General features: G+C 65.2%; 17 protein-coding genes. 5 read left to right on the top strand and 12 right to left on the bottom strand.

What is annotated here, in order from left to right; translation table 11 throughout:
- Positions 1 to 137: 137 nt before the first annotated feature.
- On the bottom strand, positions 138 to 437 hold the full coding sequence (locus tag CEQ44_RS20050; RefSeq protein ID WP_088182257.1) for a hypothetical protein: 300 nt from the start codon (positions 435 to 437) through the stop codon (positions 138 to 140).
- Between the two features lie 422 nt (positions 438 to 859).
- On the opposite strand from CEQ44_RS20050, the gene CEQ44_RS24135 reads away from it, so the two are divergent.
- The gene (locus tag CEQ44_RS24135) at positions 860 to 1,111 is read left to right on the top strand and encodes a hypothetical protein (RefSeq protein ID WP_144036363.1); all 252 of its coding nucleotides are present in this window, start codon (positions 860 to 862) and stop codon (positions 1,109 to 1,111) included.
- On the opposite strand, the gene CEQ44_RS20040 is transcribed toward CEQ44_RS24135, so the two are convergent.
- Positions 1,039 to 2,022 carry a PHB depolymerase family esterase gene (locus CEQ44_RS20040; protein WP_088182400.1) on the bottom strand — a complete coding sequence of 328 codons (984 nt, stop codon included), beginning with the start codon at positions 2,020 to 2,022 and terminating at the stop codon, positions 1,039 to 1,041. The two genes, CEQ44_RS24135 and CEQ44_RS20040, sit on opposite strands and share 73 nt — an antisense overlap.
- A 171-nt stretch (positions 2,023 to 2,193) precedes the next feature.
- The gene (locus tag CEQ44_RS20035; protein WP_088182255.1) at positions 2,194 to 3,003 is read right to left on the bottom strand and encodes an N-formylglutamate amidohydrolase; all 810 of its coding nucleotides are present in this window, start codon (positions 3,001 to 3,003) and stop codon (positions 2,194 to 2,196) included.
- Between the two features lie 14 nt (positions 3,004 to 3,017).
- Here CEQ44_RS20035 and CEQ44_RS20030 point away from each other — a divergent pair, with 14 nt between their 5' ends.
- Genes CEQ44_RS20030 through CEQ44_RS20020 form a run of 3 tightly spaced genes read left to right on the top strand, consistent with a single transcriptional unit; the run spans position 3,018 to position 6,796 of the window.
- Positions 3,018 to 3,956, top strand: coding sequence for a transglutaminase family protein (locus CEQ44_RS20030; protein ID WP_088182254.1), 939 nt, complete (start codon positions 3,018 to 3,020; stop codon positions 3,954 to 3,956).
- 7 nt (positions 3,957 to 3,963) lie between these two features.
- The gene (locus tag CEQ44_RS20025; protein WP_088182253.1) at positions 3,964 to 4,779 is read left to right on the top strand and encodes a transglutaminase family protein; all 816 of its coding nucleotides are present in this window, start codon (positions 3,964 to 3,966) and stop codon (positions 4,777 to 4,779) included.
- Positions 4,772 to 6,796 carry a M3 family metallopeptidase gene (locus tag CEQ44_RS20020; RefSeq protein ID WP_088182252.1) on the top strand — a complete coding sequence of 675 codons (2,025 nt, stop codon included), beginning with the start codon at positions 4,772 to 4,774 and terminating at the stop codon, positions 6,794 to 6,796. Before CEQ44_RS20025 ends, CEQ44_RS20020 begins: the two co-directional genes overlap by 8 nt.
- Before the next feature lie 12 nt (positions 6,797 to 6,808).
- On the opposite strand, the gene CEQ44_RS20015 is transcribed toward CEQ44_RS20020, so the two are convergent.
- The 3 genes from CEQ44_RS20015 to CEQ44_RS20005 are packed head-to-tail and all read right to left on the bottom strand — an operon-like array spanning position 6,809 to position 10,352.
- Positions 6,809 to 7,195 carry a response regulator gene (locus CEQ44_RS20015; protein WP_217894983.1) on the bottom strand — a complete coding sequence of 129 codons (387 nt, stop codon included), beginning with the start codon at positions 7,193 to 7,195 and terminating at the stop codon, positions 6,809 to 6,811.
- Positions 7,195 to 9,699: an ATP-binding protein gene (locus CEQ44_RS20010; protein ID WP_088182251.1), complete on the bottom strand. Its 2,505-nt coding sequence runs from the start codon at positions 9,697 to 9,699 to the stop codon at positions 7,195 to 7,197. Before CEQ44_RS20010 ends, CEQ44_RS20015 begins: the two co-directional genes overlap by 1 nt.
- On the bottom strand, positions 9,696 to 10,352 hold the full coding sequence (locus CEQ44_RS20005) for a response regulator (protein ID WP_254913774.1): 657 nt from the start codon (positions 10,350 to 10,352) through the stop codon (positions 9,696 to 9,698). The genes CEQ44_RS20010 and CEQ44_RS20005 overlap by 4 nt, the downstream gene beginning before the upstream one ends.
- Before the next feature lie 171 nt (positions 10,353 to 10,523).
- On the opposite strand from CEQ44_RS20005, the gene CEQ44_RS20000 reads away from it, so the two are divergent.
- Positions 10,524 to 11,006: a hypothetical protein gene (locus CEQ44_RS20000; RefSeq protein WP_088182250.1), complete on the top strand. Its 483-nt coding sequence runs from the start codon at positions 10,524 to 10,526 to the stop codon at positions 11,004 to 11,006.
- Here CEQ44_RS20000 and CEQ44_RS19995 read toward each other — a convergent pair.
- From CEQ44_RS19995 to CEQ44_RS19970, 6 genes are all read right to left on the bottom strand, one after another.
- The gene (locus CEQ44_RS19995; protein WP_088182249.1) at positions 11,003 to 11,668 is read right to left on the bottom strand and encodes a PilZ domain-containing protein; all 666 of its coding nucleotides are present in this window, start codon (positions 11,666 to 11,668) and stop codon (positions 11,003 to 11,005) included. The two genes, CEQ44_RS20000 and CEQ44_RS19995, sit on opposite strands and share 4 nt — an antisense overlap.
- Positions 11,669 to 11,686: 18 nt before the next feature.
- A complete protein-coding gene (locus CEQ44_RS19990) occupies positions 11,687 to 12,202 on the bottom strand; it encodes a hypothetical protein (protein WP_088182248.1) in 516 nt (171 codons plus the stop codon).
- On the bottom strand, positions 12,202 to 17,166 hold the full coding sequence (locus tag CEQ44_RS19985; protein WP_088182247.1) for a DUF11 domain-containing protein: 4,965 nt from the start codon (positions 17,164 to 17,166) through the stop codon (positions 12,202 to 12,204). Before CEQ44_RS19985 ends, CEQ44_RS19990 begins: the two co-directional genes overlap by 1 nt.
- 66 nt (positions 17,167 to 17,232) lie before the next feature.
- Positions 17,233 to 18,357, bottom strand: a complete 1,125-nt coding sequence (locus CEQ44_RS19980) for a hypothetical protein (protein WP_254913773.1) — start codon at positions 18,355 to 18,357, stop codon at positions 17,233 to 17,235.
- Between the two features lie 32 nt (positions 18,358 to 18,389).
- On the bottom strand, positions 18,390 to 18,860 hold the full coding sequence (locus CEQ44_RS19975) for a DUF11 domain-containing protein (RefSeq protein ID WP_088182245.1): 471 nt from the start codon (positions 18,858 to 18,860) through the stop codon (positions 18,390 to 18,392).
- A gap of 269 nt (positions 18,861 to 19,129) precedes the next feature.
- Positions 19,130 to 20,635 (bottom strand): bifunctional diguanylate cyclase/phosphodiesterase, encoded by a 1,506-nt coding sequence (locus CEQ44_RS19970; protein WP_254913772.1) that lies wholly within the window; start codon positions 20,633 to 20,635, stop codon positions 19,130 to 19,132.
- Positions 20,636 to 20,641 lie beyond the last annotated feature (6 nt).

The following is a 20,641-nucleotide window of genomic DNA, read 5'->3' as shown; positions in this document are numbered from 1 at the left end:
TTTCTTGGGCGCACTCATGGCACTATTCAGCGCGTGTGCCAAGCTTTACATTTAGCCCGCAAATCAACAGCATAGGAGACTCAAAGAAATAGGATATTGTATTGTCTCGATTTTTGGCGAAACGACTCCACGTAAAATCACGACGGCGGCTTGCAGTTGCGCATGTCGGCACCTGGACAGGGAGCCGGATCGGTGCGACGCGGCGCTTTTGCATCCATCGCAGCGGCGCGTCGCCGGGCTTCGGCCGCCAAGGAATGGGCGGGATGGCGTTGCGCGAATATGTCATAAGCCGACGCAGAATCCTTCTGCTCCACCGCGGCAAATTCCGATCGGATCGCGGCTTCCGAATCTGATGGTGGGGCCATGATGCCGCCGGTGCCGGGCAATCTGCGCCGTTCCGCCAGCGGTGGCGCACCGTCCGCTGGTGCATCGTTCACGCAGCCACCCGCGAGCAGGCAGAGACATAGAAAATGTACGTGATTCGCCATGAACCCCTCACCATAGATTTGGACGTAGGATGTCTGCGGTTTCGGTTCGTCGGTTTATGACGATGGAAACAGCCTATGGAGCGCCTTTGTCGGCATAATATCATGGGCCGGGGCCTCCGACAATGACAGTCCACTTTGGTTCAGTGGCTCAGCATCCTGACCATGTAGGCTGATCCCGCTCCATCATTGGGCATCCGAATAGATCGCCACGCGTTATGCCCGGCACAACCGAAATTTGCCATGTTGATCACTGATGCACAGGGCGTGCCGATCCGCTGGAACCGGGATCAGGCCGAACGCAGCGGAGCATCTCAACCTTTCCGCTGGTCGCGGTGGCAAGCTGCGGCTTGGTGCAGGCGGTGGAGACAATGATGGCGTACGACTCCGCCGCCGTCCCCCGCGTGCTGGAAGGCGTGATCACGGGCGTCGGCTTTTCGCACAGCGATGATGTGGCGGTGGTGCCGACCGCCTGTATCGTGCTGACCTTCTGGGTGCTGGTGTCGCTCAAGAGAATGGGCGCGATGAGGACAGCGAAGGCACCTGACGCTTATCAGGCGCGACGGCGCGCGAGGAAGAAGGTCGCCATGGCGCGCGAAGCGTCCGGGCCTTTGGGGTCGGTGTGACTGCCGCCCGCGTTGCCGCCAGACCAGGCATGGCCGCTGCCATGGACGGTCCATTCCTCCAGCACCGCCGGCCCGCGGCCATAGCGGTAGAAGGTTCGGGTGAAAGCCCGCCCGCCCGGCGCGACGCCCTCCTGTGACTGGACATTGAGTGCGCGCGTGCTCGACCGCTGCAAATGGCTGACGAAGCCGCTGGCGTTGGAGGGATGGACCACCCGGTCGCTGTCGCCATGGAAGAGGATCATGGGCAGCGGCGGGGTCGTCTTGCCGACGGTCGGGGTGGCCTGCCCGCGCATCGCTGCCAGCGCTTCGCCGACGGAGCCGATTGTGCCCATGGGCACGCCCGAATGGACGCCGACCGCGACGTAAAGCTGCGGATAGGCGGCGGCGATGATTGCGGCGGCGGCCCCGCCGGCTGATATGCCCGCAATATAGACGCGTTCGTCATGGCCCTTGCACAAATCCAGGATGTGGCGGGTCATGCCGGCGATGACAGCGGCTTCGCCCCGACCGCGCTTTTGATGCGACGGGCTGTGCCAGTTCCAGCAGCGGTTGGGATTGGCGCGCGACGATTGTTCGGGATAGAGGACCAGGAAGCCCAGTTCGTCGGCGATCCGGTTCATCGCCGTGCCGGTCGCAAAGTCGGCGGCCGACTGGGTGCATCCGTGCAGCATGACGATGAGTGGCAGGCGGCGGCGGGTGGAGCCGACCGGCGTATAGAGCCGGTAGTGTAGCGATCCCTGCGCGCAATTATAGTCGCCTTCGACAAAGCTGCCAGGGGCGGGGCGTTTGACGGGGTCAGCCTTTTTTGGGATGTTTTTGCGCTTGGGCGCGCGCGGTGGCTTGGGGATGGCGGGCATCAGCGCGCGCTGCCACAGCAGGGCTGCGGACAGGGGGCGGCCTCTGCGCGCCATGCGCGTGGCCTTGAGCGCTGTCGAGAAAGGATTTTTCACAGGCGCGCTGCAGCCGGGTCATGCCGGTCGGCGGGCCGTTGCCATGACCTGGAGTCGGGCATCGCTGTTATGCTCCCTCTTGCTGCTATCATGTGGTGAGTGATGCCGTCGGCTGTGCCGGTCCGTGCGAGGCTATAATTCCCGGACGGCGACATTTGATCCATGGCCAATGCAGGCAGCGGCGCTTTGCGCGGCCTGCGCCAGCCGTTGCGCCCAGATATGCTGGCCGTCGGCGTCGCCGATCAGATCCTGGCGGACCTCTATTTCGGCATAGGGAAGATTGTGCGGGAAGGCGTGGCGGGGGACGGTATGGTCCGTGGCGTCCATCTGATAAGGCTGGTTGTCGCCGACGGTGAGCGCAGCGTCGGTGCGCAGCGCGTCGAGCATGGCCCGCGCGAAATCGGTGCGGCCGCGCCAGTGCAGCACGCCGACCTCCCAGGGGCGAGCGATGCCGTTCATGACAGGAGTGAAGCTGTGCAGCGACAGCAGGATGGTTGCGCGTCCCGCGGCTTGGCGCGCGGCTATGGTGGCGGCGATCGCGGCCTGATAGGGCGCGTGGATCGCCTTGATGCGCGCGGCGCGGGCGGCGGCGTCCAGCCCTTCATTGCCGGCGATCCGGCTGCCGTCGGAGATGACGGGGATGGCCTCCGCCTGGGCGGGGTCGCGGTTGCAGTCGATGACGAGGCGCGAATAATATTGGTGCAGGAACGGCGCGTCGAGCAGCCTGGCAAGGACGTGGCCAAGGCCATGGACGCCGATGTCGATCGCGATGTGGCGGCCGCGATCAGCAGGGGAAAGACCAAGGTCGCCGAGCGCGGTCGGCACCGCCGATCCGGCATGGTCGCCGATCAGCAGGAACGGCGAGGAGCCTGCTGCGTTAAACAGTCCGACCGGCGCCGGATCGTCCGCACCTAATAATGTATATGCCGTGCGCCCGGCCATCAGGATTGCTTCCCATGCCGCTGCTGACGATCCATCATGTGACCAGCTATCGCTATCAGCAGCCGGTGTCGCTCGGTGACCATCGCATCATGATGCGCCCGCGCGAGGCGTTTGACCAGCGCCTGCTGTCCGCCCGGCTCGACATCGACCCGGAACCCAGCGAGTTGCGCTGGCTGCATGATGTATTCGGCAATTCGGTGGCGATCGCATCGTTCAAGCGACGCGCCTCGCATCTGGTGGTGACGAGCGAGGCGACGCTGGAACATGCGCCGCTGGCGCAAAGACTGGTGGATGTGGAGGCCTATGCCCGGCTGTTCCCCTTCACATATGCGTCAGAGGACATGCCCGACCTGCTGCGATCGATCGAACGGCAATATCATGATCCGGGACGGATCGTCGATAATTGGGCGCGCGCCTTCGTCAGCAATCATGGCGATACCGGCACGGTCGATCTGCTGACCCGGATGGCGACTGGCATCCAGCGGGATTTCACCTACGTCCCGCGCCACGAAAAGGGCACCCAGTCGCCGATCGAGACGTTGCAAAAGCGCCAGGGTACCTGCCGCGACTTCGCCGTTTTGATGATTGAGGCGGTGCGGGCGCTGGGTTTTGCCGCGCGCTTCGTTTCAGGCTATGTCTATAACCCGTCACGCACGGAGGATGTGGTGGGCGGCGGCAACACCCATGCCTGGGTGCGCATTTTCCTGCCGGGATCGGGCTGGGTCGAGTTCGATCCCACCAATGGGATCATCGGCAATCGTGGCTTGATCCGCGTGGCCAGCGCGCGCGACCCTTATCAGGCGCTGCCTTTGTCGGGTACCTATTTCGGCCTGCCCGCCAGCTTCCTGGGGATGGACGTAACCGTCGATGTGCGGCGCGCCGATCCCCGCAAATTCCCCCCGTCAGACCATGGGGCCATCAACAGCCGAGCCATCGGCGCTTCAGGAAAGTGACCTCAAGATGCTGATTCGCTGCGGATATGATATAAGGTTCGAGACCGGAACGAAGACGGCGATGATGGCGATGCTGAGCCTTCATCCCTCGCGCCATCAGGATCTGCGCACGCCGCAGCGACTGATGGCCGACCCCGATATCCCGCTCTATCATTTCGAGGATGGGTTCGGGAATGTCGCCACTCGCCTGGCCATACCGGCGGGCGGGGTCACCTTGTCCTGCGACTTCGTGATCGAGGACAGCGGATTGCCCGATGCGCGCGCGCCCGACGGGCCGCAAATGGCGGTCGAGGATCTGCCCGACGCGGTCATGCCGTTCCTGCTGGGCAGCCGCTATTGCGAGACCGACCGGCTGATGGCGGTCGCGTGGGGCAATTTCGCGCATTACACATCGGCGCGGGCGCGGGTCGATGCGATCGTCGATTTCGTGCACAACCATATCGAGTTCGGCTATCATCATGCGCGGGCGGACAAGACCGCCTGGAACGCCTATCAGGAACGGCAGGGGGTGTGCCGCGACTTCGCTCATCTCGCCGTCACGCTGTGCCGTTGCATGAATATCCCCGCGCGCTATTGCACCGGCTATCTGGGCGATATCGGCATCCCGCCGGTCGATGCGCCGATGGATTTCAGCGCCTGGTTTGATGTCTATATCGACGGCGAATGGTACACCCATGACGCCCGTCACAACATGCCGCGCATCGGCCGGATTTTAATGGCGCGCGGGCGCGACGCGACCGATGTCGCCTTGACCACCGCCTTTGGTCCGGCGAATCTGGTGCGGTTCGAAGTCCATACTGACGAGGTCCAATCGATTGACTGACGCCCATGCCAACGCCTTGCTGCAACCCTGGGACGGACCGCTGGGCGCGCCGCCCTTTGACCAGGTGCGGGAAGACGATTTCCTGCCTGCGTTCGAGACGGCGATGGCCTGGCATCGGGACGAAATCGCCGCGATTGCGCAAGGAAGCGCGCCTGCGACCTTTGACACGGTGATCGCCGCGCTGGAGCGGTCGGGTGCGCCGCTGGCGCGGGTGCGCCGGCTGTTCTGGACATTATCGTCGGCGCAAGGAACGCCCGGCATCCGCGCCATCGAGGGGCAGGTGTCGGCCATGCTGAGCGCCCATGGGACCGCGATCAGCCATGACGCCGCGATCGCGGCGAAGGTCGCGGCGGTCCATGCGGGCCGCCATGACATGGGACTGACGGCGGAACAGATACGTTTGGTGGAAAGCAGCCATGCCGGCTTCCGGCGGGGCGGGGCGGAACTTGCGCCCGCGCAGAAAGAACGGTTCGCCGCGATTGACACGCGGCTCTCGGCGCTGGCGGTGCAGTTCGGCCATAATGTGCTGGCGGCGACGGGGGACTGGGTGCTGGACATTGGCCCGGACGATCTGGCCGGGCTGCCGTCGGGCCTGTGCGATGTGGCGGCCGGGCGCGCGGCGGCGAAGGGGCAGGCGGGGCGCTATCATGTGACGCTCGACCGCACCGATTATGAGAGTTTCCTTACCTTTTCAGCGCGGCGCGACCTGCGTGAGGCGCTGTGGCGCGCCTTTACCGATCGCTGCGATGGCGGGGCGCATGACAATTGGCCGGTGATCGCGGAGACGCTGGCGCTGCGGCAGGAGCGAGCGGCGCTGCTGGGCTATGCCGACCACGCTCATTATGCGCTGGAAGACAGTATGGCGCATGATCCGGCCGCCGCCGCCGACCTGCTCGCCCAGCTGTGGGAACCAGGCAAGCGGCGCGCCGCCGAGGAAGCGGCCGAACTGCAAGCGCTGATTGATGCGGAGGGCGGCGGCTTTGCGCTCGCGCCCTGGGACTGGCGCTATTATGCGGAACGGGTGCGGCGCGACCGCTATGCCTTGGACGGCGGGGCGGTGGCGGACCATTTGCGGCTGGACGCAGTGCGGCAGGCGGCTTTCGGCACGGCCGCGCGCCTTTATGGCCTGACGTTCACGCGCCGGGCCGACATAGCGGGCTATCATCCCGACGTATCGGCCTGGGAAGTGGGCGATGCGGCGGGCGCGCCGGTCGGCCTATTGTTCACCGACTATCTGGCGCGGCTGGGAAAACATGGCGGCGCCTGGATGGGCAGCCTGTGCGTGCAGGAAGCAATGGACGGCGACGTGCGCCCGGTCGTCTATCTGGTCGCCAATTTCGCCGCCGCGCCGCCGCCCGATACCGCCGCGACACGGCTGTCGATCGACGAGGCGCGCACCCTGTTCCATGAGTTCGGCCATGCGCTGCACGGTCTGCTCTCGCGCGTTACCTATCCCAGCCAGTCGGGCACGGCGGTAGCGCGGGACTTTGTGGAGTTTCCCAGCAAATTTATGGAAAACTGGATCGTGAGCCGTGACGTCTTGTCGGGCTTTGGCGTGCCCGACGCGCTGATCGACGCGATCCGCAAGGCCGAATCCTATGGCCAGGGTTTTGCGACGGTGGAACTGATAAGCTGCGCGCTGGTCGATCTGGCCATGCATCGATCGAGCGACGCATCGGCCGATCCGCGCGCCTTCGTCGCGGCGGAACTGGAGCGGCTGGGGATGCCGCCGGAAATCGGGCTGCGGCATCGCTTCCCCTATTTTACCCATATCTTCGATGGTGGCTATGCCAGCGCCTATTATAGTTATGCCTGGTCGGAGGCGCTGGACGCCGACGCGTTCGAGGCGTTTGTGGCGGCGGGCGACATTTTCGATTCCACCCTCGCCACCCGGTTCCGCGATGAGATATTGGCGGCAGGCGACAGTCGAGATCCGATGGACTCGTTCAGGGCGTTTCTGGGCCGCGCGCCGGACGCCAGCGCCCTGATGCGCGCCCGGCATCTGGTCGACGCCTGACAGGGTAGTGGTTCAGCCGACCAGTGTTCGCACGCTGTCGGCCAAGGTCAGCGGGTTGAAGGGTTTGAGGATCACGCCCCTGGCCCCGGCCGCATAATAGCTTTGCACGTCGGCTTCGCGGGCGCGGGCGGTGACGAAGACAAAGGGCGTTTTCGCAAAGCCTGGCATCCCGCGCAGTGCGATCATCAGCGTGGGACCGTCCATGCGGGGCATCATGACATCGAGCATGACAAGGTCGGGTCGCCAATGGTCGGTGGCGGCGGCCTCCAGCGCTTGCGCGCCATCGGCGCACAGCCGCAGTTCGATCGCGGGATCGAGCGCCAGCGACAATTTGACGATGTGGCGAATATCCTTGTCATCATCGACATAGAGGATGCGCAGTCGATCGGCCTCGCTCACTATCCCTCTCCATTGGCGTGGCGGGTCGCAACGACCCGGCGCACCGTCGCCTTGAGATCAGGCAGTGAGGTGCGGGACTTGACCAGCACGGCGTCGATCTGGCCCGCAATCTCCACGTCGATGTCATGCGCCGAATAGATGATGGTCGGGATGGCGACGCCCCTTTCGTCCACCAGATCGGGCAACAGGTCGAGGCCCAATCCTTCCTCCAGATGCACGTCCAGGATCGCCAGATGCGGCGTTTCCACCCGCAGCAGCGCGCGCGCGTCGGCCAGGGTCGTGGCCTTGAGCATATAGGCGATGCCCTTGAGCGCGGCGGCGGTGATTTCAAGCGTGTCCTGATCGTCGTCGAGATGCAGCACGGTCGGCTGTTCGATGCCCGAATGGCGGAAGGATGCGGCGATAGCAGCCTTTAGCCGGCCCGGATCGATCGGCTTGTCGATCCAGTCGATCAGATCGAGCGACAGCGGCGTCGCTGCATCGCCACCATGCGCCGACACCATCAGGATCGAGAGTTTTTCGGGGCTTTCGAGCCGTCGGACTTCGCGGGCGAAATGGAACGCATCTGCGTCGTCCAGCGCCATGTCGAGCAGCAGCAGATTATAGCCATGGGTCGCAATCGCTGCGCGGGCGGCGACCGCGTTGGCGACGACGTGGCTGGCATAGCCTTCGTCGGTCAGTTGCGATTGCAGCAGGCGAGCGACGGCTGGATTGCCCTCGCAAATCAGGATGCGAGGCCCTTTCGATCGGTCGCCCGGATCGGTGCGGGGCAGCGTGACGGGCAGCATGACCGGCAGCGTGAAGGCGAAGCGAGTGCCGCTGCCGGGCCGATCCTCGAACCATAATTCGCCGCCATGCTGAGTCACGATTTCGCGGGCGATAGCCAGCCCCAGCCCCGTGCCCGGCGCCGCTTCATCGCTGGCTGCGCGCTCGAACCGGCCGAAGATGCGCCCGCGAAATTCATCCGGGATGCCCGCGCCCTCATCATCGACATAGACGATGGCGCGACAGCCATCCTCGCTGCGCATGAGGCCGACGGCGATGCGGCTCCCTTCAGACGATATTTTGGCGGCGTTGGACAACAGATTGGTGATGACCTGCAGCAACCGTTCCTCGTCGCCCTGGACCATCAGCGTTTCGTCCGCCACGGCGCGGTCCAGCACGGCGCCGGCGGATCGGACCAGGCCGCCATTGTCGTCGCAGGCGCGCAGCACGACATGGTGAAGGTCGATCGGCGTCAGCGTCATGCGCAGCTTGCCCGAATCGATGCGGTCGATGTCGAGCATGTCGTTGATCAGCCGGATCAGCCGCTGCGCATTATTTTCAGCGATGGTGACGAGACCTGCCGATTCCGGGTCGAGCCGATTGCCGGCATCCAGCCGCAACAGGCCCAGCGCGCCGACGATCGACGTCAGCGGCGTGCGCAATTCATGGCTGACGGTGGAGATCAGGTCATCCTTGAGCCTTTCTACGCGCTTGCGTTCGACGATATCGCGCAGCGAGACGACGATATGGTCACCATCTGGAAGAGGCATGACGCCCAGCGCGATATCGACCGGCAGCATCCGGCCATTCTGATGCCGGACCTGTCGGTCGGTCCAATAGGGCGTGCGCAGTTGGCCATCGACCAGACCGATGCGGTCGAGGAAGCTGCCAATGCCGGGCGCTATGTCGGAAATGAGGTCGAAATCGCGGCGGGCGAGGCTGGTGCCCTCATAGCCCAGCATCCGGCTCGCCGCCTGGTTGATGGTTTCGATGCTCCCGCTGGGGTTGACGATGATGATCGGGTCGATCGTGCTGTCGAGGATGGTTTCGTTACGTCGCGCCGCTTCGAACCCGCGCAATTCGACATGATATTGCGACACCCGCTGGCGCCATAGTCCCAGCAGCGCGATCGCCAGCGACAGGCTGCTGACCGCAACGAGAATCCACATCACCCGCTGCAGCGTTTCGGTGCGGTTGCGATAGGCGACGACACGCGCCTCGCCGATCCGCTGCTCGGCCCGGATCACGCGGTCGAGTTGGAATTGTAGGCGGCTCATCAGCCGCTTACCCTCGCCATCGGCGACCCGCTGGCGTGCGGCTTGGGGACCTTCGCTGGCATAAAGGCGCAGGACTTCGTCCATTTCGGCGATCTTGGCGTCGGCGAGGCGGCGCAGATTGTCGAAGCCGGTGCGGTGCGATGGTTCGTCGCGGTAGAGCGCGTCCGCGCTGGCGAAGCGGCGCTGGATTTGGGCGTGCCATTCGGTGTATCGGGCGCGAAACTCCGGGTCGTTGGTAATGACATAACCGCGCTGGCTGGATTCAGCGGCGCGCATGTTCGACAATATGTCGATCAACAGGACGCGCCGCGCAAAGGATTGGTCGGCATCCTCGCGCAGGCCGTTCCAGCGGCCATATTCGCCCCCCAACCAGAAAAGGAGCGCCGCCAGCACCAGCGGAACGACCAGCGCAGCCAGTACGAAGGGCGATGCGCTGGGCGGCCGGGGCGCGACGCCGTTCATGTGGAGCGATCAGCCGTGACGATGCCCAGCAGGGGTTGCACCGCAAGCAGCGCCTGGGCGCGGTTTCCGACGTCGAGCTTGCGGAAGATCGCCGTCATATGCGCCTTTACCGTGGCTTCCGACACGGCCAAGTCGGCGGCGATCTGTTTGTTAAGCCGCCCGTCGGACAGCGCGATCAGCACGCGCAACTGTGCCCCGGACAGGCTGGCGATCCGGTCGCGCAATGCGGACGGGGCCACCCCGGCGTCCACGGCCGGAAAACTGGTCTGTCCTTCCGCCAGCTTCTTTATATCCCGCGCCAGATCGTCAAACGGCCTGGTTTTGTGCAGGAAACCCGCAGCGCCCAAGGCGCGGGCGCTTTCCACCAGAGTGGGGTTTTCATTGGCAGAGATCATGGCGATCGGTATCCGGCCGGCTTCATGCTGCAATTGCAGAAAGCCGGAAAAGCCGCGCGCGTCGGGCAGCACGAAATCAAGCAGGATCAACCGATATTTGGCGTGGCGCTTCAAGGCTGCAACAGCATCGCCGATCGTGCCGGCTGTATCGACGGTGACGCCAGGCATCGCCGCGCGGGCGGCAAGCGCCAGACCCTCCCGGATCAAAGGATGATCATCCGCGATCAATACGCGGCCGCCCGGCACAGTCTCCGCCATCCACCTGCCTTATCATTGTCCATCCTATAAAGAATGGGCTAATCTTGGTTAGCGCTAACGTGTTATAATTCATTCATGTCGCAATCACAAACTACATCGGCTGTCATCTTTGTTTCTACAGCGTTAACTTATCCTGATATCGGCAGGGCATTGCAAAGCGCCGGATGGGACTTGCGGGAAGTTCAGCCCGACGATGCAAAAGCCTTGGCGGAAGCGTCCCTGCTGGTGCTGAAAGCGGGGACGCCCTTACCGACGGTGCGTCGGGATCCGATCGTGGCGATTGTGGGCGATGGGGCAGAGGATCGGGCACATCCGGCGGATCTGCGGGTCGATCCCGATGAGCCGGTCGAGCAAATGGTCGCGCAGTTCAGGCTCTGGCTGCCGCCTGATGGTGAGCGCCTTGTGCGCATGGAGGCCATGTTCGGACGCGAGGCGTTGATGCCGCTGGTCCAAGGGCTGCGCGTGGCGTTGCAGCAGGCGATCGCCCGTGCCGACCAAGCCGACGCCCACAAAATGGCGGGGCTGGCGGGGACATTGGGCTTTGCCGCCGCAAGCGCCAGCTGGCAGGCGGTGGATCAGGGGACGGGCGATCGGGCGGCGGCGCTGCGTGACAGCCGGACCGCGCTGGTCGCGATCAACCGCTGGCTGGCTTAGCTTAGGCCGACGCTATCCAGCGTCACGGCCAGTGTGACACTGCTGATCGGCTGCACAAAACGAAAGCCGCAGCTGTCGTCGCGCGCCCAGCAGATGGTGCCAGCCACGCCATCGCGGTCGCCGAGCGTCAGGCCGAGCACCCCCTGCCGACCGTCCTCCAGGGGTTCGGACAGGGTGAGTCGGGCACCGCCGACTGAAATATTCTCGATCATGGCGGGGATCGGTCTGTTGTCGATCAGCAGCGGCACGGCGCGGCGCAACGGGAAGCGCGGCTGGCGTGCGATCCGGCCCGACCGGCTGGTGCGCGCCGCGAAAATATCCGCCGGGCAGCAGCGCAGGTCGAAACTGAGGCCGGCTTCATGTCCCACCGCCCAACGGACGCGGGCGAGGCGCGGGTCGAGGCCGCGCATTTCGATCAGGACGCGCGCGCCCGGCGGCGGCGGGGCAGGCAATTGGATGCGCATCCCCCCTTCCGACAGGTCGCGCACCATGCAGGGCAGGCTGCGGCCGTCGAAGGATATCTTGCCGATCGTGAAAACCGTTGCCGCCCGTTCGCCGCGCCGCCGCTCGATCGGGATCGTCGATGACGCAGCGATGGATGCGATGGCAATCGGGACAGCGGCGATTGGCAGCATCGCCGCTGGTTCCATTCCAGGTGACATGTCTCGATTTCCCCCTTTTTAACGCAGTTTGACGCGGAAACGGACGGTGAACGATCCACCGGCCTTGAATGTAGTGACGGGCTTAACGCGGATGGCGCGGACATTGGCGTCATAGCCATTGGCGTCCGGGACGGGCGTGTAGGTCCAGTTTGCCCCATTGCTGAATTCGATGCCGTCGGTCGTGCTACCAAGGCCGGCGAAGCTGTAAGTCAGGCCGCTGTCGCCGATACCCAGCACGATCGCGCCGTTGGTGAAGACCAGCGGGCCGCTGCCGGTTGCGCCGAGATCGCTGACGCGCAGGATGACATTGGCGGGCAGTTGATCCTCGAACGCGATGCCGCGCACCGCTTTGCCCAGGTTTGTGAGCGGATTGGCGAGGGTCGCGCTGTAATCGACCACAGCGCCGGGAATGGCGCGTGGGATGAGGTTACCCATAGGATCGGATATGATGCTCACCGACTTGGTTGCCGAGATCGGATCGGCCAGAGCAGGCGTGGACAGCCCGGCGAGCAGCAGGAAGGCGAACCGGCGCATCAGCGGCCCTTCCCGAGCAAGTCGGCGATAGCGTTGCGATCGAACTTCATCCGCATCGTCACATAGGGACCGCGACGGGTATAGCGATCATCCTCGAAATCGCGGTCGCGATAACCGGCGATGTTATAGCCCGCGCTGATCCAGACATTGGCCGCAGGGGAGACGCCTGCCGACGGCCCGCCACTGAACGCCACCGCGCCGCGGCTCCACGCGTGCTGCACCGATGCCTGCACGCCGATGTCGAAACGCTTGCCCAGGTCCATCCGCAGGTCGACGCCGGTAACGTCGATATAGCCGGTATAATCGTCTGCGCCGTAGCTGCCATTGACCCATTTGGCGCCATAATAGACGGTCGCCTCGACATTATGCCGCGCGCCTTCCTCACCGGTGCGATAGTTGATGGCGAGGTTGTTGACGAGGCGCGTTGTGCGCTGGCCCACGCCGCTGCCCGCGGGTACGCCCAGCACATTGCCGCCGCCCACGCCCGCATCGGCGCTTTCCTTGCGGAGTTCCAAGCGCTCCAGCAGTGACCAGCGGCTGTCGAGCGGTCGCCAGGCAAGTGCGATCGAGGTGGCCAGGCTCTTCGCCTGCGCGCCGCTGACCTGCCCCAGCGTGGAATAGCGGACGGTGCCGGCCAGCGTCGTGCCCTCGCCCAGCGCACGCACGACGTTGCTGGTGAGGTTGAAGCGCTTATTCTGGTCGGACTTGCGATATTCAACCCGGCCGTTCCAGGACCAGAGATCGGCGCGGTAATTGGCGCCTAGCGTCACCGCGGCATAATCGCCGTCATTGCCATAGAGGCTGCCCAGCGCACCGCCGCCGACGCTGCCTGATCCGCTGGTCTGGAACGGCTGCACGACGCCGCCGGCCGGGATGGTTCCGCTGACCGTAGTGCTGGCGTCGAAGGTCGCATCGATGGTCCAGCGTTCGCTGATCGGCAGCGACTGGACCAGGCCGTAATTGGCATAGACGCGCGCGCCATTTTCGCCCGAGGTCTGGTTGTTGATCGCGGTCGTGACCTTCGCCCCGGTCCAGGGTTGAACGTCGAAGCCGATCTGGGCGGTATGGGTGGTGAAATCCTGGCCCTGCGCGACCTCATAGCCGCCGATCAGGCGGATGCCAGGCTTGACCCGCCAGGCGGCGATCAGCTGGTGACGGGCGGGGAAGTCGACGCTGTCGCGGTCGCCGCCCGGCGCGAACTGGGTCTGGCCGGTCACGGTGAGCTTGCCGCCCATCAATATCTGGGTGCCGCCCAGCGTCAGCAGGCGGGAATCGCGATCCTTGCCATCGATGCCGCGATCGAGCGCGAACTGTGCGCCGGCGAAGAGCGTGCCGTGGTCGCGACGATATTCGACCCGGGATTCGCCCGCGAAGCGGCTACCCGCGCCGACAAGCTGGTCCTGATACCAGGAGGAGGCGGTGACGGCCCATTTGTCGGCGAGTTGCACCCGGCTGTCGAAGCCGATGCGGCGCGTGCCGGCTTCCACCAGATTTTGCTGGCCGAGGCCGAAGGCGTCGTCCTGCTGCCGCGCATAGGCCAGCACGTCCGCCTTTTTGCTGTGATGTTCGACTTCGGCGAGCCAGGCACGGCCGTCGGAGAGGCCTTCGCGGCCGCCGGCCGCCATTTCGGCGCGGAGCTGCGTCGTGTCGCTGATCTGCGCCCGGACATCCGCGCCCAGCAGCAAGCCGTCGCCCCGGCTGTTGTCCTTGATCGCCGACACGCCGACTTCGGCCTTGCCTTTGGCGAACTTCATCGCGGCGCGGCCGCCCGCGGTCAGCTTCTTGCCTTTGCCATAGGTTTCATAGTCGATGACGATGAAGACCGGATTGTTGGCGGCGTCGCGGCCCAGCACCGGCTCGCGGAAGCGGATGGTGCCGATGGTCGCGTCGATGTCATAGTCGATGTGGCGGGTGAGAGGGGTCGAGGACAGGATGCGGTCGGGGCGCAGCCGGTCGCGGACTTCGATGCTCAGCTTGTCGCTGTTGGGGACGATGTCGCGACCCGACAGGCGATAGGGGCCGGTCAGGCCATTGCCCTGCAGTTCGTCGCGGGCATGCAGGTCGTCGCTGTTGGCGGCGAAGGCGCTGAAGCTCAGCCGATCGTCGGCATAGTCCGCCTTCATGCCGTTCAGGGTCCGGCTGTAACGGGTCAGCTGGGTCTGGGTCATGCCGGTTTCGAAATCGCCAAAGAGAGCGCTGAAATCCTTGCGCTCCAGCCGCAGATAAAGTTTACGCGCGGTCGCCGCATCATGGCCCTGGCGGGTGGCGTCGCCATAGACGGTATAATAGCGATCCGGGTCGATCTGACCCAGCAGGCCGCGCGAGCGATCATATTTGCGGTCGCTGTCATAAGCGATCGTCATCAGCCAGCTACCCTTGATCCGACCCTTGGCATAGAGCGCCAACTGCCCGTCGGTCACCAGGCTGTTGCGGCTGGTGGCGGGCAGGGCGGACGACCGCTTGCGCAGTGTGTCGAAGCCGATCGTGCCCGACCCGAAGCCGACCACGGTCCAGTCGCGCGCTACGGCGGTCAGGCGGGCGCGCAGTTCGATCGCGCGCTGCTGCTTGTCGTCGGTCAGGGTGACAGTCGCGCGCAAGGCGCCGGCCTGGGTGGTGGGTTGCAGCGCGAGATAGGCGATGCCGTCGTCGCCGATCACCAGGGCCGTGCCGCTGGCGCGACGGCTGGCCGGGACAGTGGTGTCGACTGCGATGGCATAGGGCTGATCGACTGTGACTGGGACCGTCGTGCCGTCGCGCACCGGGCGGCCGCTGCGGTCGGTCAGGCGGAAGGCGAGGACGGGGTTGGTGAGGCCGTCGGCGGCGAGCTTGCTGGCGTCCGGCGCGACGGTCGCGTTGGCGGCGGCGCCGGCATAATGGACGCTGCTTTGGAGCGTCTGGGCGACGCTGCCGTCCGCGTTCATCACGGTGGCTTCCAGCGCATTGTCGCCGGGATTAAGGCCGATGCCGGACCATTTGGCGACCGCGATGTCACCGTCCGTATCTGTCGCGTCATAGGACAGCGCATCGACCAGCGCGCCGTTGAGGCGCAGCGCTACCTTCTGCCCGGCATGATGTTTGACGACGACGCGGGTGGAGGGCGAGCGGGGGTTATAGCCCTGGGTCGGAAAGAGCAGCGCAACGCCCGCTTCCTGTCCCGCGATCCAGTCCCGGTCGCCTGCGGCCTGGGCGGCGTCGGGCGCGGCGGGCAGCGCGTCGGCGGTGGCGGCCGCCGCGATGCCGGTCAGGCGTAGCTGGAAATCGACGCGCTGGAGCAGGCCGCCGGCGCTTTCTACGAAGCGGGAGGTCGCGCTGCCGCCGTTGCGGGTGTCGGCGTCGCACAGCAGCGGCGCGTGGCTGGCGGGCAGGCTGGCGCTATCGAGCTGGACGATGTGGCGGCCGTTACGCACGGCTTCGAAATGATACAGGCCGTCCTTGTCGGTGACGACGAAGCTGCCATCTTCCATCAGCAGGCGGATGCCCGCGACGCCCTTGCGCCCCTTGGCCGGGGCGTTGCAGTCGCCTTCTGTCACGCGGCCGACGACGGTGAAGCCGTCGGTGAAGAGCAAAGCGCCGATGCGGACGGAGGCGGCGGCTTCATTGCTGGTCGCGCCGGCGGAACCGGAGGCGAGCACGCGATTGAGCGCCTCGCCGCGCGGTGCGCCGGGGGCGACGGACACGATGTAGCGGACCTCGATCGTCTTGCCGGCGGGCAGGGTCGCAATGGTAAAGTCCAGCGTGCGGCCGTCGGTCGCCACGACAGGTTCTTCCGCGCCGCGCGCCGAACCGCGCTCGTAGCGCAGGCCGGGCGGCAGGATGTCGGTCAGGTGGATGCCGCTGGCGTCGCTATCCGATCGGTTATCGACGCGAACCAGATATTGGATGAAATCGCCGGGCGAGGCTTCGCGGACCGACGCGGTCTTGGTCAGCAGCAGACGGGTTTCGCCGATGCGGTCGAGTGGGATGTCGGCGATGAAGGGCTCGGGATCGGTCAGGGCGAAGACGCCGCCGAACGACGCTTCGTTCAGCATGAAAGCCTGGCCCATAGGGTCGCGCAGCGCCGCCAGATCGGCGCGGGTGCGGGTCGAGGGCGCGATATAATGGGCCGGCGGCGTGACTTGCAGATGGTAACGGCCCGGTGCGGTGAGCGGGAAACGGTAATTGCCCTGCGGAAAATCATAGAGTCGGCCGCTGGCGTCGGTCGCGCTAGCGCCGCTGACGACGGTCGAGGGGTAAGCGCTGACGCCGTCATCGCCAAACACCGTCGCGGGCTGGCCGTCTTCGCCCAACAGCGTCACCGTGGCGCCATCGACCAGCGCGCCGGTTTCGGAATCGAACACATAGCCGGTGGGGTCGATCAAGATCGAACTGGTGGAACCGTAGCTGTATGCGTCTTCGGTAAAGCTGAGCGTCAACTGCGCGCCGCGATCCAGCGTAGGATCGCAGGGGGATGCGGCGCCGTCATTGCCCTTGGGCACGCCACCGGCGAAGACGCCGGTATCAGGACCGGTTTCCATCAGGGCGATGGTGCTGGTCTGATATTGGGTATGGACGTTGATCCAGGCGGTTTCGCGCACGAGCGGATCATGGTTGCCGCCCGGATTGTCGAGCACCAGGATCAACGGGACATGGGTGTCGATGGATTCGGCCAGCGGCGCGCGGGCCAGATCGGCAGCGTCGACCGGGGCGGGGGTGAATAGCAGGGAGGGTGCGGTCTGGCAGCTCATGCCCTGCAGACTGTAGCCGATCGGGAGCAATCGGAAGCTCAACCGGGTCGGGCGCTTGCCGCGCGCTTCGACGTCGAAGACTACGGTATTGGAATCGACGCTGACCGGGCCGGTGGGGGCCTGCCAGTGCAATGTCGCGGTGTTGGTGACGCGCGTCTGCCCTTGCGTCGCGACGGGGGTCGCGGCGGCAACGCCGGTCAGGGCGGCGATCAGGCTGGCAAGGGCGCGGATTTTGGCCATAGGGGTCCTGCCGGCGCGCGCGGGTCAAGCGCGCGCCGCCAAGTTATCCTTTGCTGTTCCAGTGGTTTAGTTGATCGTCACTTTGAAGGCGACGGCCAGCGAACCCAGGCCCGCGACGGTGCCGACATTGGCGGTGACGGTTTGCGTGCCGCCATTATAATTAGCGGTGAAGCCGTCGGTTTCCGCCGTGTCGTCGCTATCGTCATCCTCGGTCGTGCCGGCGAGGACACAGGTGCCACCGGGCAGGCCGACGCTGATCGAACCCGGCACATAGGTCGTGTTCGATGGCACGACGTCGGTCAGCGCGACGCCGTTCGCACCCGTCAGCGCAGTGCCGTTGTGGACGAGCAGGCAATATTGCACCGTCGCGCCGGGCAGCGCCTTGGGGTTGAGCGTATTGACGCCGTCCGACAGGATGAGTGCGGACTTGGTCACGGTCAGCGCCACATTCTGCGTGCCGATGACATAGGCGGCATAGGCGCGACCCTGGCCGTTGCGGGCGATATCGCCCAGGTTGAGCGCGGCGTCGCTGTCATCGTCGGCGAACACGATATCGACCACATTGTCGGCATTGCCAAGGTTCAGGTCGGTCGCGGCGAGCAGGCTGCCCTTCGTGCCGGAAGCGCCGCCTGCCGCTGCGATGACATGCAGCGATACCTGCGCTTCGTGGATGCCCACGGTGGAGGGGATGTTGCCAACGATGAACACGGCGACCGACGCTTCGGGCGCGAGTTCGTCGATATAGGTCTGGGTATCGACATCGACGTCATAGACGCCATTATTGTTGCTATCGACAAAGACCTTCATGGTGGAGATGTCGAAATCGTCCGTGCCGGTCAGGATGCCGACCGACAGGGTGGTCTGGTCGGGATCGAGCCAGAAATCCTGCACGCCGTTGGTGTGGTTCGTCACCTTGAACTTGGTGACGGCGGCCTGTTGGCTCAGGTTCACCTGGGTCGCGCCGGTCTGGTCGGTGATGACGGTAAAGTCCACCTTGCGATCGACCACGAACTTAGCGGTGTTGGACGTGGTCGTCTGCGACGCGCCGTTCACGGCATAGGTCACGGTCGCGGTGTTGGAGACTTCCGTACCGGCAGTGGTCGCGGTGGATGCGGATTGGGCGTGGGCCGTGCCGGTGGCGGCGATGGCGGCGCCGCTCAGCAGCATCAGCCGCAGGGAGCGAGAGATCATAGTGCGGGTTCCTGTAGTTAGAGCAGCGGGGATCATTTGAGGACGGCCTTGAAGGCGAACTGGCCCTGTCCTCCGGCGGGCACGGTTGCGATGCGCCAGCGAATATGGCGGACATCCTGGGACATGGCGGCTCGGCTGCCGCCGCTGGCCGTGGGCACGCGCAACTGGGCGAGCGCGCCATAGGTCTTGCCGTCGATCGATAGTTCGGGCGCGGCCGATCCGGCACCGGGCGCGCGATAGGCGATGGCGCCGGGCACGGGGTTGTCGAGAACGATGTTGGACAGCGGCTGCGCGCCGGTGTTGCGATAGGCGAGCACGAAGACGACATGGTCGCCCGGCACCGCGCGCGTGGCGGGCGCGAGCGCGGTGCTGGCCGCGCCAGCCTTGTCCAGCGCGCGCTGTTCGACGAAAATCTTGGAAGCGACCTGCAACGGTCCCTGGGAAGCGGCGGCCGGCGTGGCGACGGCCGCGGCGGCAAGAAGAGCAATCAATGTTCGGGCCATGGGTTCCAGTCCTTGTTGAAGCACTGGTTCCCTTGGACGGATTTGCAGCTAACGAAATCTTACCGCGCGGTCCGTAGCGGCGCGGAGTTCGACCATGGTCTAACGGTTGCGTAAAATTCGCAAAAAAGCGTCACAGCGGTGCGGGAACGGCTGTTGCGGTCCTGGCAAGCCTGAAAATTGCGGGTGGCGCGCATGGCGATCCCGCCGCGCACGTAAGAAAGCTAAGCGGTTGGCCGGTATGCCATTGCGGTTAAAGACGCCGGGGCGGCTCAGGCCGCCATGCGACTGCCCGACAGCTTTACCAGCAGGGCCGGCACCTCGCTGGCCGGAATCGGCCGGCTGAACAGATAGCCCTGGATCTGGTTGCAGCCTTCGGACCGCAGGATGTCGAGCTGTTCGCTGCTTTCCACGCCCTCGGCGGTCGTTTCGATCCCCAGCGCGTCCGCCAGCGTCGTGATGGCGCGGATGATCGCGGTGGCCCCCTTATTGGCGAGCAGGTCGACGATGAAGCTGCGGTCGATCTTGAGCTTGTCGAAAGGGAAACTGCGCAGATAGCTGAGCGAGGAATAGCCAGTGCCGAAATCGTCCAGCGCGACGCGCACGCCTAGAACTTTGAGCGAGTGGAGCGAAGCGAGGGTCGCCTCCACATTGTCGATGAACAGGCTTTCGGTGATCTCCAGCTCCAGCCGTTGTGGCTCCAGACCGGACCGCGCCAACGCCTGGAGCACGATGCTGTTCAGCGTCGAGCTGCGGAACTGGACCGGGGAGACGTTCACCGCGACGCGAATGTCGTCGCCCCAACTGGTCGCGATCCGGCAGGCTTCGTGTAGCGCCCATTCGCCAATCGGGATGATGAGGCCGGTCTCTTCGGCCAGCGGGATGAAGTCTATCGGCGACACCAGACCGCGCACCGGATGGTTCCAGCGCATCAGCGCCTCGAACGCGGTCACGCGGTTCTGCGACAGGCCGAACAGTGGCTGGAAGTGCAGTTCCAGCTCACCGTTGCGCAGCGCGTCGTGCAGATCGACCTCCATCGCGCGGCGGGCCTGCGCTTCGGCGTCCATGGCGTTTTCGAAGAAGCGATGGCTGCCCTTACCGTCATGCTTGGCGCGGTAGAGAGCGAGATCGGCATTTTTGAGCAGTGAGGTGGCATCCTGCCCGTCCTGCGGCGCCAGCGCGATGCCGACGCTGCCGCCGGTGACGATGCGATGGCCGTTGACGGTGAAGGGGCGGGTGAGCGCCTGGACGATGGCGCGGCCGGTCTGGTCGGCGGCGCCGCTGCCGTCCTGCACGATGACGGCAAATTCGTCGCCACCCAGTCGGGCTACGAAGCCCTGGGGGCAGGTTTCGGCAAGGCGCGTTGCGACTTCGCACAGCAGCGCGTCGCCGGTCGGATGGCCCAACGTGTCGTTCACCGACTTGAAATTGTCGAGGTCGAGGCAAAAGAGCGCGAAGTCCGCGCCGCCATGGCGGTGGAGCGCCAGCGCGATCTGTTCGCGTAGCAGGGTGCGATTGGCAAGGCCGGTGAGCGAATCATGGAAGGCCATATGCGCGATCTGGCGCTCGCGCTCCTCGACCGCGTTCACCATGCGATTGAAGCTACGCGCGAGGCGACCAATCTCGTCGCGGGTTTCCACCTCCACCTGCGCATGTTCGCCGGCGCTGACCTTGCGGGCGGCGGCTTCGAGTGCGATGATCGGCCGGGCCAGCCGACGCGAGGCGGCAAAGGCGCCGACGATCGCAAGCACCACGCCAAGCGCGCCGAAACCGAACAAGGCCCA

The sequence above is a fragment of the Sphingobium sp. Z007 genome (assembly GCF_900013425.1).
GTDB lineage: Bacteria > Pseudomonadota > Alphaproteobacteria > Sphingomonadales > Sphingomonadaceae > Sphingobium.
The sequence above is the reverse complement of the archived record's forward strand: the minus strand, read 5'-3'. Positions and strand labels throughout refer to the sequence as shown.